At 49.6% G+C, this 17,430-nt stretch carries 18 protein-coding genes and 1 tRNA gene; 7 read left to right on the top strand and 12 right to left on the bottom strand.

The features are described from left to right. Positions 1 to 76 precede the first annotated feature (76 nt). Entirely contained in the window at positions 77 to 478 is a 402-nt protein-coding gene (locus tag ACODR9_RS21935) for a helix-turn-helix domain-containing protein (protein WP_488812359.1), read from the top strand. Positions 479 to 690: 212 nt separating this feature from the next. On the opposite strand, the gene ACODR9_RS21930 is transcribed toward ACODR9_RS21935, so the two are convergent. The 5 genes from ACODR9_RS21930 to ACODR9_RS21910 all read right to left on the bottom strand — a co-directional run bounded on the left by ACODR9_RS21930 (position 691) and on the right by ACODR9_RS21910 (position 5,655). Further along, positions 691 to 873 (bottom strand): hypothetical protein, encoded by a 183-nt coding sequence (locus ACODR9_RS21930; RefSeq protein WP_488812357.1) that lies wholly within the window; start codon positions 871 to 873, stop codon positions 691 to 693. Next, positions 873 to 1,142, bottom strand: a complete 270-nt coding sequence (locus ACODR9_RS21925) for a hypothetical protein (RefSeq protein WP_488812355.1) — start codon at positions 1,140 to 1,142, stop codon at positions 873 to 875. The genes ACODR9_RS21930 and ACODR9_RS21925 overlap by 1 nt, the downstream gene beginning before the upstream one ends. A gap of 238 nt (positions 1,143 to 1,380) precedes the next feature. After that, positions 1,381 to 1,758 (bottom strand): hypothetical protein, encoded by a 378-nt coding sequence (locus ACODR9_RS21920; protein ID WP_488812353.1) that lies wholly within the window; start codon positions 1,756 to 1,758, stop codon positions 1,381 to 1,383. Positions 1,759 to 2,479: 721 nt separating this feature from the next. Continuing rightward, positions 2,480 to 4,636: a hypothetical protein gene (locus tag ACODR9_RS21915; protein ID WP_488812351.1), complete on the bottom strand. Its 2,157-nt coding sequence runs from the start codon at positions 4,634 to 4,636 to the stop codon at positions 2,480 to 2,482. 53 nt (positions 4,637 to 4,689) lie between these two features. Beyond that, positions 4,690 to 5,655 (bottom strand): DNA-methyltransferase, encoded by a 966-nt coding sequence (locus ACODR9_RS21910; RefSeq protein ID WP_488812349.1) that lies wholly within the window; start codon positions 5,653 to 5,655, stop codon positions 4,690 to 4,692. Positions 5,656 to 5,727: 72 nt separating this feature from the next. Here ACODR9_RS21910 and ACODR9_RS21905 point away from each other — a divergent pair, with 72 nt between their 5' ends. Further along, positions 5,728 to 6,510, top strand: a complete 783-nt coding sequence (locus tag ACODR9_RS21905; RefSeq protein WP_488812347.1) for a hypothetical protein — start codon at positions 5,728 to 5,730, stop codon at positions 6,508 to 6,510. Positions 6,511 to 6,618: 108 nt separating this feature from the next. On the opposite strand, the gene ACODR9_RS21900 is transcribed toward ACODR9_RS21905, so the two are convergent. From ACODR9_RS21900 to ACODR9_RS21890, 3 genes are read right to left on the bottom strand one after another with little or no spacing between them, the layout of a single operon-like run. Beyond that, positions 6,619 to 7,401: an HNH endonuclease signature motif containing protein gene (locus ACODR9_RS21900; protein ID WP_488812345.1), complete on the bottom strand. Its 783-nt coding sequence runs from the start codon at positions 7,399 to 7,401 to the stop codon at positions 6,619 to 6,621. Further along, positions 7,398 to 8,702 (bottom strand): replication-associated recombination protein A, encoded by a 1,305-nt coding sequence (locus tag ACODR9_RS21895; RefSeq protein WP_488812343.1) that lies wholly within the window; start codon positions 8,700 to 8,702, stop codon positions 7,398 to 7,400. The genes ACODR9_RS21900 and ACODR9_RS21895 overlap by 4 nt, the downstream gene beginning before the upstream one ends. Continuing rightward, the gene (locus ACODR9_RS21890) at positions 8,695 to 9,141 is read right to left on the bottom strand and encodes an AAA family ATPase (protein ID WP_488812341.1); all 447 of its coding nucleotides are present in this window, start codon (positions 9,139 to 9,141) and stop codon (positions 8,695 to 8,697) included. Before ACODR9_RS21890 ends, ACODR9_RS21895 begins: the two co-directional genes overlap by 8 nt. Before the next feature lie 84 nt (positions 9,142 to 9,225). On the opposite strand from ACODR9_RS21890, the gene ACODR9_RS21885 reads away from it, so the two are divergent. Then, positions 9,226 to 10,143, top strand: a complete 918-nt coding sequence (locus ACODR9_RS21885) for an alpha/beta hydrolase (RefSeq protein WP_488812339.1) — start codon at positions 9,226 to 9,228, stop codon at positions 10,141 to 10,143. Between the two features lie 51 nt (positions 10,144 to 10,194). Here ACODR9_RS21885 and lolA read toward each other — a convergent pair whose 3' ends face one another. From lolA to ACODR9_RS21870, 3 genes are all read right to left on the bottom strand, one after another. Next, entirely contained in the window at positions 10,195 to 10,803 is a 609-nt protein-coding gene (gene lolA / locus ACODR9_RS21880) for an outer membrane lipoprotein periplasmic chaperone LolA (RefSeq protein WP_488812337.1), read from the bottom strand. Between the two features lie 181 nt (positions 10,804 to 10,984). Beyond that, positions 10,985 to 11,998 carry a hypothetical protein gene (locus tag ACODR9_RS21875; RefSeq protein WP_488812335.1) on the bottom strand — a complete coding sequence of 338 codons (1,014 nt, stop codon included), beginning with the start codon at positions 11,996 to 11,998 and terminating at the stop codon, positions 10,985 to 10,987. A gap of 95 nt (positions 11,999 to 12,093) precedes the next feature. Continuing rightward, positions 12,094 to 13,689, bottom strand: a complete 1,596-nt coding sequence (locus ACODR9_RS21870; protein WP_488812333.1) for an NAD+ synthase — start codon at positions 13,687 to 13,689, stop codon at positions 12,094 to 12,096. A gap of 73 nt (positions 13,690 to 13,762) precedes the next feature. Here ACODR9_RS21870 and ACODR9_RS21865 point away from each other — a divergent pair, with 73 nt between their 5' ends. From ACODR9_RS21865 to ACODR9_RS21850, 4 genes are all read left to right on the top strand, one after another. After that, positions 13,763 to 14,893, top strand: a complete 1,131-nt coding sequence (locus ACODR9_RS21865; protein WP_488812331.1) for a GNAT family N-acetyltransferase — start codon at positions 13,763 to 13,765, stop codon at positions 14,891 to 14,893. A gap of 63 nt (positions 14,894 to 14,956) precedes the next feature. Continuing rightward, positions 14,957 to 15,047, top strand: a tRNA-Ser gene (locus ACODR9_RS21860). 580 nt (positions 15,048 to 15,627) lie between these two features. Beyond that, entirely contained in the window at positions 15,628 to 16,095 is a 468-nt protein-coding gene (locus tag ACODR9_RS21855) for a hypothetical protein (protein ID WP_488812329.1), read from the top strand. Positions 16,096 to 16,183: 88 nt separating this feature from the next. Then, positions 16,184 to 16,786: a hypothetical protein gene (locus ACODR9_RS21850; protein ID WP_488812327.1), complete on the top strand. Its 603-nt coding sequence runs from the start codon at positions 16,184 to 16,186 to the stop codon at positions 16,784 to 16,786. A gap of 191 nt (positions 16,787 to 16,977) precedes the next feature. Here the strand turns inward: ACODR9_RS21850 and ACODR9_RS21845 are convergent, their stop codons facing one another. After that, on the bottom strand, positions 16,978 to 17,403 hold the full coding sequence (locus ACODR9_RS21845) for a hypothetical protein (protein WP_488812325.1): 426 nt from the start codon (positions 17,401 to 17,403) through the stop codon (positions 16,978 to 16,980). Positions 17,404 to 17,430 lie beyond the last annotated feature (27 nt).

Genomic DNA, 17,430 nt, shown 5'->3' with positions numbered 1-17,430 from the left:
TATTTGCTAGATCTTCATCCCTCTGGATCACTGTAAGTCTCGCCGGTATACTGACGGTTCTTGACAGGAGAGCTAGATGAACGATTTGAAGAATGAGTTAAAAAAAATCAATGATGCGAAGATCAAGAAGATCGTTGGTGCTTGCCTCAAAAGAAGAAGAGAAGCTTCTAGCTACACACAAGATGAAATCTCTGAAAGACTAGGAATAAGCAAAGCCTCATATGCAAGGTACGAACAAGGGACATCTGAACCATCCATCACCAGGTTGGCCCAGATTGCAGACATCTTTCAGTGCGGTTTGGATCAACTGGTCATTGATACCAGTGTCAGAGTAGAAGAACAGACAAAGCGAATCGCCCTGGCCTTGGAGAATGTCTCTATCTATGACAGGGAAAGCATCATTCAAATCGTTGAACAGGCTTGCAAAATCTCGAGGAATAAGAGCAAAGCACGAAAATTGCCGGATCACCTAAGATGATGTGCCTAATGGATTCCTGAAAGGAAATCAAAATTCAGAGCGGCTTGGTTGCTAAATGGGGCTCACATCAATAATTAAATGCTGTTTAGTTCATCGCTAAAAGCAACCAGCTATGATTTAATTCTAGCAAATCAAAAACTCAAATCAATAGCAGATAGAAGAAAAGCACCCTTGAGGTGCTTTTTTATTTTATTATTGCTAGATGATAATTATTATTTAGCAGTCTTGTTCTTGTCTTCATCATCCCTTGATGGAATATAGGAAGCTACTTCTTCCATCACATCAATCAAATTAACCTCTTCATCATAGACATTGATGAATGTCTTGCCCTCTTTGATGACAGTCTCAGTGAAGGTATTCCCATTCAAAGACTTGATTCTGATTCCTGTATTCATCAAATGAAATCCCATTGACTAGATTCAATCAATCCTGCTTCAACACACACCTTCAACCAGTCCTTACTTAAACGGTTTAAGGAAAGAATCTTGATGTGGTGACTCTTGTAGACCCCACCAACCCAAGCAATGCTTTCATGGTTCAATGGGATTTTGATGTTAGAGCCATCATTGAGTACAACAGCAATTACTTCAGAATCATCCTCATTGTGATGAAGACCGAAGTGAACCCTACTAACCAATTCAGGATTGATTTCTTTTGTGGTCATCTTGTCCTCCTTGTTATTGGTTATCGTAACGTGAAATTGCCCGGCTGGGAGCACCTACTTCATTTGTGTGCCAGGATCTGACACACAAACAAAGCAGGTCGATGGTAAAGCCTCATTCCTGCAACATGAATCACGTTAGTGAAAGGTGCTTCGTCACCTTCTGGACCATGAGGTCCTTGGGGACCGGCATCAGCCAAGGGGAAGTTACCTAGAACAACATCCACTATCAGTAACGATTTCAAACAATATCGCCATCATCACTATCTTCAGAAAATTCACCAAGATAATTTGAATCAAAGTCTGCTTGACCAGGTACAGGATCATTAGATTTAGCTTTGGCTAAGATTCTTTTTCTTTTCTCTATTAAATCCATGAACGGAATGATGTCATCAGCACCACCGTTCTCAATTAGCTCTATAAACCATTTCTGTTTAGATACATAAGCAACTTCTTTTTTGCACATTTCAGCAAGCTTTTCTTCAATAGACATCTTCTGACTTGAAGCAACTAACCTCATTGCTATGTATAAAGAATTGCTGATTCTGGCACTAATTCTTGTTTCCAACCCCACTTTAGTTGAAGTCATTTTTGAAGTCATTTTTTGTGGTTTTTCCATATTTATCTCCTGATGTACACATTAGGAATGTCAAAATATGGAGTGTTGTCAACAGTAACATTGAAGTTTAAACATAGCGGCTGTTGACATGAGAGGTACTGGCGTTTCTAAAACTGATTTGTAGACATTTAAACTGGCGCATAGCGCCTATGCACTTAGATTAGGTGTGCATAGGACGTTGTCCAAAGATTAAATCTAAACATAGCAAATGTCTTAACGGCGTGTGAACGGTGTTTAGTACCATTCAATGTAAACCTAACAGAATCCAAAAGGCATTTTCAAAGACATAGTACACATAGAACCCCCGTTACTTTAACCCCCCCCGTACTTGTGAAAAATAGGGTTTTTATGCTAAAAGCAAGGTCAATCAATCCTACGTTATCCCTTTCGGTCTAACTTTAGGTTGAATATTATGGGTTTTCACCCATACCCGCTGCTGCCGCGAGGCTCGAAAAACTCATCAATCTTTTTGCAAAATTTTGATTTCAAAAAAAGAAAAGCACCCAAAGGTGCTTCCTCTGAAAATCCAGGTTGCATTAACTGACTGCTTTCAAAAAATTGAAATTGATATCCATCCTAGTAGGGCAAGAACCATCGAGAAATTGATCTTTACGATTTGTCAGAGTTAGACATCAAAAAAATATGAAGCCCTCTTAAAATGAAAAATAGAAGGATTAAAATAACAAGAAAATTAAAAAGCACCCGAAGGTGCTTTTCAGAGTCAGGGTAGATTTTTTACTTCAGAATACAAAGTCTTTAGGTGAACTATTCCCAAATCCAGAATCGGTTCATACATGAATGAATTCAAATGAATATTCTCAGGAGTCATCAAGTTCACTTGCTCTAGAACCGACACATCCTCTGGCCTACCTAAGTTCAGTTTCTTGTACTCTTGAAGAAGTTTGATCGTTTGATTTTCTGTGATGGCGGCCACAAATGCAGCATTATTAATTGTTCTAATCATGTGCCGTTCCGCAATAAGTCTGATCGCGATTGAGAGTACAATTTTCCCCTCAAGCTCTACAGCCTCTTCTTGCTGGTTGGACACCGATTCTGCTTCTTCATTTATCAAGTCAATTACAAACTTTCCGGGTGGAGTCAGTGCCAACTGTTGTTTATCAGCTAGCAACTTCTTATATATTGTGCAAAGCTCGTCAAGAGTGAGTGTATCTGTATCGCCTTTAACATGAAGCAATGATGTCAGTTTTAGAAACTCCGCATCCAAACCACAGTATTCAGCCAAATTCCTAACGAACGGAATTGCTGAAATACAAAAAGAAGGTGTATTTAAATTATCCTTCCAATGATTGAATGGGTTTTTCTGATACTTTTCTTGAACAAGTTTTAGCTTTCTACCTGTCTTAGTTGCATGTAACTTGCAATCTCTTCTAAGTCCCAGGCGCCCGCTGATACTTCTATAGAAGTCAAAATTATGGGAGAGGAATAGGCAGAGGAATTGTCCTGAAGCTACAATGTCTTTCAAATATTCAATGATTGCATACTTGTTTTTGTAATCAAAAGAGTCTGCAATATCATCAACTATCAAAATAGTCTTTGCACCTTGCTTCCTCCTTGTTTCAATCTCAAACAAAATATTCAAAATATAAAGTGCTCTTCTTTCACCTTGACTGAGCACCTTTAGCAATGACTCTCTAGCGACATCACCTTCACCATCCCCATCCTTAAATTTGAATGAAATAGTCGGCTGTGTTCCTTTAAGAATCACGTCATCTTGGTTTGCCACATTCATTTTGAATGGCACTGAAAACCGCTTGTTGAAAGCATCAACAACCGCTTCCCATTCTGTTCTTTCACTTTTGGCCTGACCAATGGCCTCTTCAATAGTGACCTTGCTAATTCTATAAGCATCCAGGAATTGGCTATAGAGTTCCTTCTGATCAACCAAGTAGGCAATCCAAAGATCCTTTTGAAGCTTTTTGAAGTCCTTCAGGTTAGGAAGAATGTGCTGATTATCAAAGAGGTAGTCCCTGAATTTTCTAAGCTCAGTATTTTGAATTTTCTTATCTATTGCATCAAATTTTGTAGCAAGATCCTTGTTGGTCAGAATTTTCTTTCTTTCTTCTTCAATCTTTTCAGCAAGCTCATCAGCAGTTGAAATCTCTTTCATTCCATCTTTGGTTCTGAGATTTACAGTATGCTTTGCTTCAAAAAAACCATTGTCTTTGAGTTGTTTGTTGACCGTAGATGCGCTGTAATGATTGAACTGTTTGCTGAGAACATCAGAACTAGAAACTAGTTCGTTATATTTCTGGATGTATTCTTCTAATTGATCCTTAATAGACCCAGACTCTAACAACCCAATAGTCTTATCATTGAAAACTTCTGCATAGACCACCCCAGAGAAAAGTGAATGATCAGCAGCTTTCACCACGTCTTCTAAAGATTCTACTAATTCAGCAACAGTCCTCTTCCCGAAACATTTTAGAACTTCAGTTTCAGGCGTGACCGTTCTACCTGTCAAACCTGAGAGCTGTTTTAACTTGCTAAATAATGCAGATTGTTTCTCAGCAATTTCCCTAAGTGCATCATCATATTTCTGTTTGACCTCACTATTTACAAGAAGAAGTGATGTTTTTTGAGACGAAAAGTCAGCATTGTAGGGTTCAACTACAAATACGGATTCAGCAGAAATATCGCTACCAGCTTCATTCTTGATGACTCTGGCTGATTGTCTATCTGGGAAAATCAGGTCTTTTGTTTCTTGACCCTTAGCCAAGTCATCAAAGGTCTTTGAAAACGAAGTTTTCATGAAGCCATTAGGCGCATAGATGGCATAACCATTGGTGTTGCCAAAATCAAATTCATGCACCAGCTCGCTGATGCCATAGCAGTTCTTGAGGTCTACCGATAACTTCATGATTCCCCCTTTTTTAAGAGTGTAAAAAAAGCACCCGTAGGTGCTTTTGATGTTTATTCCTCAAATCTGAATTTGGCACCATCGAGATATTCTTCAATAGTGTCAATTCCAATCCATCGCCTATTCAGGTCTTCAGCCACATAGCCTGTGGTCATTGATCCACCAAATGGATCGAGAACGACATCACCTTCACTTGTCAGCATCTTGATGAAAAACTCTGGCAACTGCACAGGGAAACGAGCAGGATGAATCTTGATACCTGTTTCCTTGCACTTCTTGGTGTAGACATCATTGGCTGCATTGTTGCCCATCTTCAGAACATCAGATGGAGTGTCATCATCAATGAAATTTGGAGGTATGGACCCACCATTGTGGATCTTATCAAACGATTCATTGATGTTGTGACCAGATGGACGAACTGTAGTCTTGACACCTTTGGCCGCAAGCCGGAGCATGTCCTTACCGTATGGACGAAGAACCTGTCTGTTGTCAGCTTTTGGATGTGGTCCTTTCGAGAACCAGAACACGTACTCAACAGAATCCTTCACGCGAACCCGCTTGACCGTGACCCATTGGGCAGGAACTGGCATCTTGGCGGGGTTGTACCAGAAGGTTTCTTGAGCCAATCTAAAGCCAACCTCTTCAACCAGAGCGATAACAAGCTTAAAATGGTAGATCGATCTCGATGGCTCACCCGGATTCCATGAGCCACCGATGTTAAGAACAAAGCTGCCGTCTTCTGTGAGAATTCTTTTGATTTCTTTTGCAAAATCAACGAACCATTCAACATAGTCTTTTTGGCTCACATTTCCGTACTCTTTCTTGAAATGAAGAGCATAGGGGGGAGAAGTAAAAACCAGATTAATTGAATTATCTGGAATTGATTTCATAACTTCCAGCGAATCAGCATGGAAGATGGCACCGCTTTTCGATTCGAAAAACGGTTTGAATCCGTTGACCAACTTAACAGGAGGTTTCATATCCTCTGTTGAGAGGTCAAGTTTTTGTTGAGCAGTCACAGTGAAAAATTCTCAAAAATTGAAGCAATTGACCAACATTGTGGCGTACATAGTTGAGGGGAGCAAGTCGAAATGAACCAACCGCAGGACCTTACCACCTTCCTGAACAATCTGCCGCCAGAGCAGCAGCAAGCACTCTTCCAGCACTTGAGACAGAAATTCAGCATCCATCCTCTTGAACAACAATGGAACATTTCAGCAGAGTTCGTCCTTGAGGCCATCAGCCGTAGCCAGGACATCACTAAAAGAGGTGTCAGGGGCATCATCGCTGAACTTGCTTTCTCTACCCATATCCTCACACCCATAAAAAATGAGTGGAAGGAAGAAACCATTACAGGCGATCAACCCTACGATGCAAAAATCTCAAAGGTTATTGATGGCAAGACCGTTGAAATTCTAATCCAAACTAAAAACCAGCGAGTTCTGAAAGGTGAACCACTTCACCCAACACAAACCGCAATTAAACAAGATCCAATACTTGCTGACTGGTTTATTGCAGAAACACAGAAAACAAGAACTGGAAAAAAGAAAAAATCTACTACCAACGAAGAAGGTGTTGTTGAGGTTGAAGAAGTTGATACTCGTCCCTATCGGTATGGGGAATTTCACATTCTTTCTGTTTGCATGCAGCCCTCCACAAATGAATGGACTGACTTCATGTTCACGCCAGCATCAACTCTTCTAGCGAGCAACAAGAGTAAGGATCTAGTTGCAACATTTCAACCTGTTCCACCTGCAAATTCCAGAGTTTACAATTGGACGCCTGACTTGCTTGAGTGCATTGACTGGATTCTTCATCCAGAAAAAATGCCAGCCCCTTTCATACCAACACCCAAACCCGTAAAAAAAAAGTAACCAAGAAGCAGAAGGGGAAAGCCAAGAAGGCAGTCAAAAAAACCTCTTCTAAGAAGAGATAGAGAAAGCACCTTCGGGTGCTTTTTTACATCATCGAGAAGAACACCATTAACCAACAAACGAGCACAAATTAACTTCTGGATAATTCCGTCTCAGATAATCCATGAATGGATGGTATGAGGCAGCAAGATTTTGCAACAACTGATTCACTTCTACTGCAACCCGTCTTTTTTCATCTATTGTTAGCTCTGGATTTAAGTAGCTCGTATTAGGGTCACGATCAATCCAAGTTCCAGGAAGATAGGAATTTTTTTTCCCAATAGTGGCATGCTGCTCATAGTCAACAAGTTCACACACACACCGAACGAACTCTGAATAATAACTTTCCAAATTCGAATCACTAAATGGCCTACATTGGGGATTGTCTTTGGGGAAGTTTTCAAAAGTCTCAGTAAGGAAGAAAATTTTCTGATTAAATCTTTCTGGCAATCCGTTAGTTAAATAGATCAGTTGTGTAAACGGGAGACAACACATCAGAGCTTTAAGCCCTGCAACATCCATCGTTCTTCTTTGAGAGTTGCTGTCAAATAACCTCCGAACATGACTCTCATGTTCATCCTTTAACCTATGCAATTCTTCTGGTGGATAAGCAGATGGATTACCATCAACTCTAGAATGATCGCTTGGGCAGAGCAGAATTAAATTCTCATACCCATTGATATCTCCTTCAATGGATAGTTCGCCTCTTGCACCGCCTTTTCTTTTAGCGATGATGTGAGCCATTTCTCCAATTTTTACATCTCTTTCAACAATAAGTTCTCCACACATGCTGCATCGACCAGCGGCCATGCCCCAGAGTTTCGCAATTGTTCTATCCGTTATGCCGCTCATTTCTCACCCGCTTCTTCATCCCACTTCTTCAGTAGGTTCATCTTCTCACCAATCTTGATTTCCAAGCCTCTTGGTACAGGCTGATACCAACCAGGTTCTTCTATCCCATCAGGTAGGTATGTCTCACCAGCAGCATAAGCATTGGGTTCATCATGAGCATATCGGTACTCATGACCATAGCCCAGTTCCTTCATCAACTTTGTTGGCGCATTCCGAAGATGAACAGGAACCTCTCTACTCTTGTCCTGCTTCACGAAAGCTCTAGCCTGGTTGTAAGCCATATAACCAGCATTGCTCTTTGCTGCAATCGCTAGATAAATCACAGCCTGTCCAAGTGCTAGTTCACCTTCTGGACTTCCCAACCGTTCAAAGGTCGTTGCTGCATCATTGGCTATCTGCATAGCTCTTGGATCAGCAAGCCCGATGTCTTCCCAAGCCATCCTGATGATTCTTCTGGATAGATACCTTGGATCAGCACCACCATCCAACATTCTTGTCAGCCAATACAAAGCAGCATCAGGATTGGAACCACGAACAGACTTGTGCAGGGCTGAAATCTGGTCATAGAAATTGTCACCACCCTTATCAAACCTTCTTGAATTCAGAGTGAGTGCATTTCCAATGAACTCTGCATCAATCACTTCAACACCCGCAGCACTAGCAGCCGTTGAACATTGTTCCAGCAGGTTCAAGAATCTTCTGGCATCACCATCTGCATAACCAATGATGGTGTCTACTGCCAAGTCTTCAAACTTCAAGTGTCCAAGAACCTGTTCTTGAACTCTCTTCAACAATTGCTTCAATTCATCTTCTGTCAAAGACTTCAGCACATACACCTGAGCCCTAGACAGCAAAGCAGAATTCACTTCAAACGATGGGTTCTCAGTTGTTGCACCTATGAAAGTGACCAAGCCACTTTCTGCATAGGGAAGAAGAGCATCTTGTTGGGACTTATTGAATCTGTGAATTTCATCCACAAACAGAATCGTCTTCTTTCCTCTATCTAGATTCTGTTGGGCTTGTTCCATCGCGCCCCTGATGTCTTTCACACCAGAGAAGACCGCAGACAGTGCAATGAACTCACAGTCAAAGTAGTTGGCAGTCAGTCGTGCCAGAGTGGTTTTACCAACACCCGGTGGCCCCCAAAAAATCATGGAGTGGGGCTTGCCTGACTGGAAAGCTAACCTCAGTGGCTTACCTTCACCTAGAAGATGTGACTGCCCAATGACCTCTTCCAAGGTCCGTGGTCTGAGTGCTTCTGGCAGTGGTGCAACCGGATCTTGTGCGAACAGATCAGCCATGCTTTACCCCCATTGAACAATGGGGAAGCACAAGTAATTGCACAACAGATTCTATAAGCCGTTGATTTATATAGTGCTTGACAGCTTTGTTGAAGCGGTGTACTTCGTCGACAAACAGAATGGTGTGGCGGCCACTGCGCTGCAGGGCGGCGTGAGCTTGTTCCACCGCGTCGCGGATGTCTTTCACGCCGGAAAACACCGCCGACAGCGGGATGAACTCGGCATCGAAGCTGCCTGCCAGTATGCGCGCCAGCGTGGTTTTGCCCACGCCAGGCGGGCCCCACAGAATCATCGAATGCAGGGTGCCGGATTCCACTGCCAGCCGCAGTGGCTTGCCGGGGCCGATGAGATGCTGCTGGCCAATTACCTCATCCAGCGCGGCGGGGCGCAGGGCTTCGGCCAGCGGTTTTTTCGCTTCCTGGGCAAACAGATCATTCATGGTGGCTAACACGGCGGGAGAAACGGCCTGCTAGTATATCAGCTGCGCTGCAGCCTCCGCAGTGTCAGGCAAAAGGAGTGGGATATGAAACCGGGCATGGCTTTGTTGTTGTTGGCGCTGGCGCTACCGGCGGCGGGCGGGCCGTTGCGGGATTGGCTGCAGCAAGGCACGGCCAGCCACGATGCGCTGGGTGAAGACGAGACAGCCAGCAGCCGGGCCTTGCCGCCTGGTGTGCGCAGGCTGGCCGATGTGGCCTATGGCCAGGATGCGCGCCAGCGGCTGGATGTCTACCTGCCCGCCACGCTTGGACATGATCGCCCCTTGTTGCTGATGGTGCATGGCGGGGCGTGGCGCATGGGCAGCAAGCAGGCGGCCAATGTGGTGGATAACAAGCTGGCGCATTGGTTGCCTGCCGGGGTGGTGCTGGTGTCGCTGGATTACCGTCTGCTGCCGCACGCTGCGGTGGAGCAGCAGGCTGATGATGTCGCCCGTGCGCTGGCCTGGGTGCAGGCGCATGCGGCAGCGTGGGGGGCAAACAAGCGGCAACTGGTGTTGATGGGGCATTCGGCTGGCGCGCATCTGGCGGGCTTGCTGAGCGCCGATCAGGCTTTGCAACAGCGCCATGGCGTGCAGCCCTGGCTGGCCACGGTATTGCTGGATAGTGCGGCGCTGGATGTGGCTGCCATCATGCGTGGGCCACATCTGCCCTTGTACGACAAGGCTTTTGGCGAGGATGCTGCGCGCTGGGCGGCTTTGTCGCCCACGCTGCTGCTGACTGCCGCCGCACCGCCCTTGCTGGCGGTGTGCTCTTCACGCCGGGCAGAGTCCTGCACGCAGGCTCAGGGGCTGGCGGACCAGGGGCGGCAATTGGGGGTAACGGTGCAGGTGTTGCCGCAGGACTTGAGCCATGGCCAGATCAATCAGCAACTGGGCCTGCCGGGCGACTATACCCGACAGGTCGATCAGTTTTTGCAGCGGGCTGGCTGGCAGGTGGCGTGGTAGCGCCAGGGCAAGGCCCGCAGCAAGCTGCTGTCGCGGGCGGTCTGGCTGCAACTAGTCGCCGCTGACCACATCTGCCCCCTTGGGCGGGGTGAAGCTGAAGTGGCTGGTGCTCAGGGCCGGGTTTTTCTGCTGGCCGGCAAAGTGAATGCGGGTGTTGTTGCCAAAGCTGTCAGTCAGCTCCATGTCCACCAGCATCTTGTTGCTAAAGCCCATGCGGATGGCGTTGAAGGTGTTGTCAGCCTTTTTCGGGCTGGCGCTCAGCCATTCCACATTGCCCTGCTTGCCGGCTTCTTTCAGCACATAGTCACGCTCGATGGCATTGTTGCCTGCCAGCAAGGCTGCCGGGCTGCTGCCCAGAGCGCCGTCCAGGTTCTTGCGGGTAACCTGGGACAGATCCTTGTCATAGATCCACAGCGTTTTGCCATCACCCACAATCAGTTGCTCGTAGGGTTTGTTGTAGCTCCAGCGGAATTTGCCGGGACGGGAGATTTCCAGCATGCCGCTGGCTTCTTCATGCTTGCTTTTGGAGCTGACCACCTGGGTAAAGCTGGCGGACAGGGTTTTGGTTTCGCTGACAAAGGCCTTGAGCTGGGCAATGGCCGATGCATGTGCCGGCAGGGCCAGTACAGTGGCCAGCAGGGCCAGGGCGATTTTCTTCATGACTTGTCCTTGTTGCGGCCCACCTGCGGGCGGAGTGCAGGGTGCCGTTGGCCATGCTGCGCCCGCGCTTGGGCAGGGTGGGTAATGCCGAGTGGTGTATTGCGTTGCAGCATAGTGTGACAGCAAGTGAGGCAGCCGGTTCGCTTCATCCTGTTAAGGAATGTAGGGCGGCTGCCCGGCTTTACTTGTCCAGCGACTTCAGCCATTGCGGCTTGGGCAACTGTTCGTAGTCGATGATGTCGTCCGCCGTTGGCTGGTAGGCAAACACTGGCTTGCCGTGATTGCTGTAGCGCAGGTGGAGGTAAGCCAGGCCATGCAGTTGCGGGGTGTCCAGGGTGATTTCCTGGTTTACACCCAGTAACTGGCCTTGGCGGTTGGCGTACAGATGCGACACGGTGCGCGTGGCTTGCAAGTCAGCGGCCGAGCGCTGGGTCAGTACCCGTATCAGCTGCGAGGCAGCGACAGCCTGCTTGCCATCTTCGGGGCGGCCCTGTCGTTCGGCTTCCTGCTGTACCACCTTGGCCAGACCATCGACGATATGCACCACAATCTGGCTTTCTTGCAGCGGATTCATGGCAATGCGCAGCTGGTAGCTGGCACCCAGCTGGCGGGCGGTGGCATCCAGCGGCTCCAGCGTGAATACTTGCTTGTCTACCGCGCCATAGCCTTCATCCACCAGGCCAGGCAGGGCCTGCAGCATGGCATCCAGTGGAATTTTGCTGGCTTGTTCTGCTGGCAGGCGGAAGCGGACAAAGCGCGGTTTTTCGCTGTACAGCTCAGGCATCAGCAGGTCGAATGCTGCCGGGTCCACCAGCAGCGAGAAGTCCCGCAGGTTTAGTTGCAGCGGCAGGGTGATGTTGGCTTGCAGGTTACGCCGGTCAAATCGGAAGGCGGGAATCAGCTCCAGCCGTTTGCTGTCCTGATCTACGGCACCACTGACCGCTACCTTGATGGAGCGGGCCACCTGATTGATGGTGTAGGCCAGTTGCGGCTTGTCATCATCGGCGCTGCTGCCGTGCAGCGAGTTAAAGCCTAGTTCGCCGCTGAAGTTGTAACTGGCGTGCTGCAGGTTTTCACGCAATACCTGGCGGGTGGCCTGGTCTGCGGATTTGCCCGCCAGCGGGCTGGCGCAGCCACCAAGCAGGGCAAGAGTAATGACAAGGGGGAGGGTGGCCAGGGCTGGGCGGAGTTTCATGGGGCTTTCCGGTAATGACAAGGGGATGGCGCGCAGCTTGGCATGACTGGCGAAGAGAGGCAAGCAGACTTGTGTCTGCCTGCCACACCTCGGTTTTAGCTGAACTTGTTGGTGATGGGGTAGCGCCAGTCTTTGCCGAAGCCGCGCTGGGTAACGCGCGGGCCAACCGGGGACTGACGGCGCTTGTACTCGTTGATCTTCAGCAGGCGTACCACCTTGCGCACATCGGCTTCGGCAAAGCCGTCGGCGATGATTTGCTCGGCAGACAAGTTTTCTTCTACATAGCGCGCCATGATGGCATCCAGCACTTCGTACGGCGGCAGGCTGTCCTGGTCTTTCTGGTCCGGGCGCAGCTCGGCGGACGGCGGACGGGTGATGATGCGCTCCGGAATCACTTCTTCCTGGGTATTGCGCCAGCGGCACAGCGCAAATACCAGGGTCTTGGCCACATCCTTCAGTACCGCAAAGCCGCCGGCCATGTCACCGTACAGCGTGCAGTAGCCGGTGGTCATTTCCGATTTGTTGCCGGTGGTCAGCACCAGCTTGCCGGTTTTGTTGGACAGCGCCATCAGCAGGGTGCCGCGAATGCGTGCCTGCAGGTTTTCTTCGGTGGTGTCTTCGGCCAGGCCGTTGAAATTGGCGGCCAGTGCATTCATGAAGCTTTCGTACATCGGCCAGATTTCAATTTCGTCGTATTTCACGCCCAGGCGGCCAATCATGTCGCGCGAATCAATGACGGAAATATCGGCGGTATAGCGCGATGGCATCATCACCGCATGTACCTTGTCCGCGCCCAGTGCATCCACCGCCACCGCCAGTGTCAGTGCCGAGTCGATGCCGCCGGACAGGCCCAGCAGCACGCCGGGGAAGCCGTTTTTGGTAATGTAGTCGCGCACACCCACCACCAGCGCGCGGTACACGCTTTCCAGCGGGTCGGGCAGGGTGGCCATGGCGGGGGCGGTTTGCAGGTCGCCATCGGCAAAGTCGATCAGCAGCAATTCATCGTCATAGGCGGCAGCCTGGGCAATCACCTCACCGGCCTTGTTGACGGCAAAGGACGCGCCATCGAATACCAGTTCGTCCTGGCCACCCACCAGATTGACATAGGCAAACGGCAGGCCGGTTTCCTCGGTACGGTAGCGCAGCACTTCGTGGCGGGTTTCAATCTTGTTGCGATGGAAGGGCGAGGCATTCAGCACCACCACCACATCCGCCCCGGCGTCGGCGGCCTCGGCGGCTGGGTCTACCGACCACACATCCTCGCAAATCAGCACGCCCACCTTGTGCTCGCCCTGCTGGAACACCAGCGGCGTGGCACCCGGAGTAAAGTAGCGGCACTCGTCAAACACTTCGTTATTGGGCAGCAGCATCTTGTGATACTGGCCCAGCCGGTTGCCATCGCGCAGCACGGTGGCGGCGTTAAAGCGTTCGTGGCCCAGCTTGACCGGATGGCCAATCACCAGCGTAATGCCATCCAGCTCCAGCAACTGGTCCATGGCGGCCGAGCAAGCCTGATAGAAGCTGTCGCGCAGCAACAGGTCTTCCGGGCTGTAGCCGGTGAGTGCCAGCTCCGGGGTGACCAGTACATCGGCCCCCTGGGCGATGGCAGCCTGGGCCAGATCGAGAATTTTTCGGGTATTGCCGACGATATCGCCAACAATAGGGTTGAACTGAGCGAGCGCAATACGCATGTTGAACACAACCATGGGTTTGGATAGCGTCGATTTTACCCCAAGAATGGCGGCTTGCCCGAAAGGAAACCACGTGAATCTGCATCTGGCCGATCAACTTAATGCCGTGGATGCGGCAGATTGGAACCAGCTGGCCGCCGATGCCGGCCTGTTCATGCAACGGCAGTGGCTGACTGCGCTGCACGACAGTGGCTGCGCCACCGCCGCCACCGGCTGGCAACCCCTGCCCATCTGGTGCGAGCAGCACGGCCAGCTGCAAGGCCTGGCGCCGGCCTGGCTCAAAAGCCATTCGCGGGGCGAATACGTGTTTGACTGGGCCTGGGCCGAAGCCTGGCAGCGCGCCGGGCTGGATTACTACCCCAAGCTGCTGCTGGCCTCGCCGTTTACTCCGGTGACGGGCAGCCGCCTGCTGGGGCAGGGCGCAGCCCGACAGGTGCTGATTGAGGGCTTGCAGCAAGTGGTGGCGGATTATCAACTATCCTCCGCCCATGTGCTGTTTCCTGCGACAGAAGAACTGGCGCTGCTGCAGCAGGCAGGCTGGTTGATTCGCCACGGCGTGCAGTTTCACTGGCAAAACCAGGACTATGCCGATTTCGATGCTTTTCTGGCTGCGCTGTCGCAAAGCAAGCGCAAGAAAATCCGCCAGGAGCGGCGCAAAGTACGCGATGCCGGCATCACCATCAGCGTGTTGCGTGGTGCAGAAATTACCGATCAGCACTGGCAGTTTTTTGAACGCTGCTACCGCCAGACCTATCTGGAACACCGCTCACCGCCGTATCTCAACCTGGACTTTTTCCGCATGGCAGGGCGCTTGCTGCCCAGCCACTGCGTTCTGTTCATCGCCACCAGAGGCGATCAGCCGATTGCCGCCAGCTGGTGCCTGCAAGACGGCGGCACGCTGTATGGCCGTTACTGGGGGGCGCTGGAAGCGGTGGACTGCCTGCATTTCGAGCTGTGCTATTACAGCGGCATCGAATATGCCATCAGCCATGGCCTGCAATACTTCGAAGGCGGCGCGCAGGGCGAACACAAACTGGCGCGCGGCTTTACCCCGGTCATCACCCACTCTGCCCACTGGATCGCCCACCCGCAATTTCGCCGCGCCATTGCCGACTGGCTGGCCCGCGAACGCGAAGCCATCGGCGATTACCAGCAACAGCTTTTTTTACATAGCGCCTACAAAACCCCTTGCACTGCGCAATAAGGGCTTATATACTGCGCAGCCTCTGAGGCCGAAACGCTGTAAAGCAGGCTTCAGCAGCCATCTGGAGAGGTGGATGAGTGGTTTAAGTCGCACGCCTGGAAAGCGTGTTTAGGGTAATACCCTAACGGGGGTTCGAATCCCCCCCTCTCCGCCAGATATCTACATTAAAGCCCTGATTATTCAGGGCTTTTTTGTTGCCTGTAATTTTCAGTATGCCATTCAGTATGCCATTGAGTCCTCGCTGTCTTGATACGATTTTGGACGATGTTGAACTATGTGCAAGCTGCTTCTTCAGTTGTAATGGTGCAACGGGTGATGAGAGGTGGCATGGCCGCGTGCTCGTTGTCCGGCACTCCTGCGGGTGTCAGAGCCAAAAATCAGACCAAGGCCATAAAGCAAGAGCCACTGCCCGAGAGGACTAGTGGCTCTTGCTTTATGTGAGTTTGGAGTAAAGACTGAGTTTCGGCCAAAGTGGCCACTGATGCTTCGCCCTAAATATGTCCGCAATGTATAAGGCGGCGGACATCGGGCGAGCTGACGCTAGGCAAAAATTGTGGGATAAGTGGCAAGTGGTGGAACGACTGCGCCGTCAGTAAAAATTTTGTTTGTCATTAGGGTGCGCGTGTAACAAACTATTGAAAATCGTTGGTTTTATGTACTACGATGGCTGTCGTTAATATTAATTCAATATACGGATATCGACACCCGTATAAACACTGTTAGCGTTCATAAACATGCCCACTCGCAAGCCATACGCGGATCGTAGCGATCTAGAGAAAGTTCTGTCTCAATGGAAGAAGCTCTCCGGCCTGCGCAAGCGCAATGAATCATCAGCGGCAATCGTTCGTGCTGCGACAGCTGCGGAGCTTGCTGCGAATTACGCAGTCCGCCAAGAATTCACAACAAAGAGCCATCTAGGCGCCGATTTCATTGATCACCAACTTCGTTGGGCGAACGGCATTGCCGGAAAAATTGACAAACTTCTTATCCCCCTAACCAAGGGTGATAAACATCACGCTGCGATCAAGAAATTGAAGAGTGTTTCTGAGAAGATAAATGCAAAGCGCAATGCGATCGCACATCAAGGCGAGTTCTGTAACCCTGGCGAAGCCGATGAAGTAATTGCAAACGCTGAAGATTTCATCGAAACACTGGTGAAAATTTATGAGCCAAAGTTCGTTCTCAAGAAAAGTGGGCGCTAACCATTCCCTCGAGAGGAACCGCCCCCAAGCTGCGCTTGTGGGTTCCCTTCGCGGCTTCGGCTGCCCCTCACGTCAAACGTTAGCCGTTATGAATACCATTACTTCAAACCCCGATGTGACGCATATAAACGAAGAAACCTTTCTGCTGCTTGGGCTGGCCTTGTATTGCGCACAGAAACTTGAGTTCGGTCTGTATGGTATCGTATCTCACATGTCTCATCTGCCAGAAGCAAAGAAAGACAAACGATTCGCAAACTTAACGCCTGACGACTTCCTGTCATCCGATCCAGAAAAGAAAGCGCTTCGAAAAGCAACGCTCGGTCAAATTTGCTCCTTGTTTGGAGAGCGACTACTCTTTTCAGGAGAAGAACTTGAGCAGATCGTAACTGACAGAAATTTGGTTGTTCATGATTTCTGGCGCGAGGTGCGCCCAATTAGGGGTGTAGTTGGCATTCCAAATCCAAACGATTTTCTGTGGAGTTTTATTACAAACGTGGAGCGACTCAACGCGGCAATCAAAGGACTACTTTCTCTCTTGATGGAAGCAGCCGCCCAAATGGAAGGCAGGTCAGAAGAGATCGCTGTAAGCAATGCTGATCTTGAGAACCGCAAGATATTTGAATCAATTGTGGCCGCACGGCTAACAAATCATTCAACCGGACCTACTCAAACAACCGCGCAGTCCGGTTAATTTAAACGTTGAGCGTCCGCATTCTCAAGTCAGCTTTTCCGCTTTGTGCACGGACCCGCCGTTCACGTGGCGCGGTACGACAGGCCGCTTTGGCCGAACTTCTGCCTGTTGCCTTGGTTTTAACCAAAAAAAGAAATCTTTACTAGTGCAAGATAGAGGGCAAGGCCGAAGCCTTGCCCTCTATGTGTGCCCTACCAGTTGAACAGCTTGTCCAGCCAGCTTTCGACCTTGTTGGAGATCACCGACCAACCTTCCCGCAGGATGCTGGTGGCCGTTTCCTTGATGGTTTCCCACAGTCCTTTGCTTGCCGTCTGGTAAGCCTTCCCCGACACGTACTCAGGCTTGGCTTCCCGGGCAATCGACCACTTTTTTTGATTAGGGAGCAGGGTGACGATCTGCTCGACCAGACCGGTGAGGCCATAGCCTTCTTCAGCCGAGGTGACACAGATATGGTCGAGGGCGATGTCGAAGGTTTGGGATAGCTGGATCTGCTTGCGGCTCAGATTGCTTTGCTGGCTGCTGCTCGGTAGATGTCGTTCGTGGTCCCATTCCCAACATGGGGCGACTTTGTCCACCTGGCTGATCACAAACTGAATCGCCCCTTCTTTCCTAGACACTTCGAGAGCCTCACACTAGGCCCCACA

This window comes from Aquitalea sp. FG25, from assembly GCF_057809375.1.
The sequence above is the reverse complement of the archived record's forward strand: the minus strand, read 5'-3'. Positions and strand labels throughout refer to the sequence as shown.

Excerpts from the sequence above, each read along its gene's own strand:
- ACODR9_RS21935 (WP_488812359.1), top strand. The coding sequence starts at position 77 with ATGAACGATTTGAAGAATGAGTTAAAAAAAATCAATGATGCGAAGATC.
- ACODR9_RS21930 (WP_488812357.1), bottom strand. The coding sequence starts at position 873 with ATGAATACAGGAATCAGAATCAAGTCTTTGAATGGGAATACCTTCACT.
- ACODR9_RS21925 (WP_488812355.1), bottom strand. The coding sequence starts at position 1,142 with ATGACCACAAAAGAAATCAATCCTGAATTGGTTAGTAGGGTTCACTTC.
- ACODR9_RS21920 (WP_488812353.1), bottom strand. The coding sequence starts at position 1,758 with ATGGAAAAACCACAAAAAATGACTTCAAAAATGACTTCAACTAAAGTG.
- ACODR9_RS21915 (WP_488812351.1), bottom strand. The coding sequence starts at position 4,636 with ATGAAGTTATCGGTAGACCTCAAGAACTGCTATGGCATCAGCGAGCTG.
- ACODR9_RS21905 (WP_488812347.1), top strand. The coding sequence starts at position 5,728 with ATGAACCAACCGCAGGACCTTACCACCTTCCTGAACAATCTGCCGCCA.
- ACODR9_RS21900 (WP_488812345.1), bottom strand. The coding sequence starts at position 7,401 with ATGAGCGGCATAACGGATAGAACAATTGCGAAACTCTGGGGCATGGCC.
- ACODR9_RS21895 (WP_488812343.1), bottom strand. The coding sequence starts at position 8,702 with ATGGCTGATCTGTTCGCACAAGATCCGGTTGCACCACTGCCAGAAGCA.
- ACODR9_RS21890 (WP_488812341.1), bottom strand. The coding sequence starts at position 9,141 with ATGAATGATCTGTTTGCCCAGGAAGCGAAAAAACCGCTGGCCGAAGCC.
- ACODR9_RS21885 (WP_488812339.1), top strand. The coding sequence starts at position 9,226 with ATGAAACCGGGCATGGCTTTGTTGTTGTTGGCGCTGGCGCTACCGGCG.
- lolA (WP_488812337.1), bottom strand. The coding sequence starts at position 10,803 with ATGAAGAAAATCGCCCTGGCCCTGCTGGCCACTGTACTGGCCCTGCCG.
- ACODR9_RS21875 (WP_488812335.1), bottom strand. The coding sequence starts at position 11,998 with ATGAAACTCCGCCCAGCCCTGGCCACCCTCCCCCTTGTCATTACTCTT.
- ACODR9_RS21870 (WP_488812333.1), bottom strand. The coding sequence starts at position 13,689 with ATGCGTATTGCGCTCGCTCAGTTCAACCCTATTGTTGGCGATATCGTC.
- ACODR9_RS21855 (WP_488812329.1), top strand. The coding sequence starts at position 15,628 with ATGCCCACTCGCAAGCCATACGCGGATCGTAGCGATCTAGAGAAAGTT.
- ACODR9_RS21850 (WP_488812327.1), top strand. The coding sequence starts at position 16,184 with ATGAATACCATTACTTCAAACCCCGATGTGACGCATATAAACGAAGAA.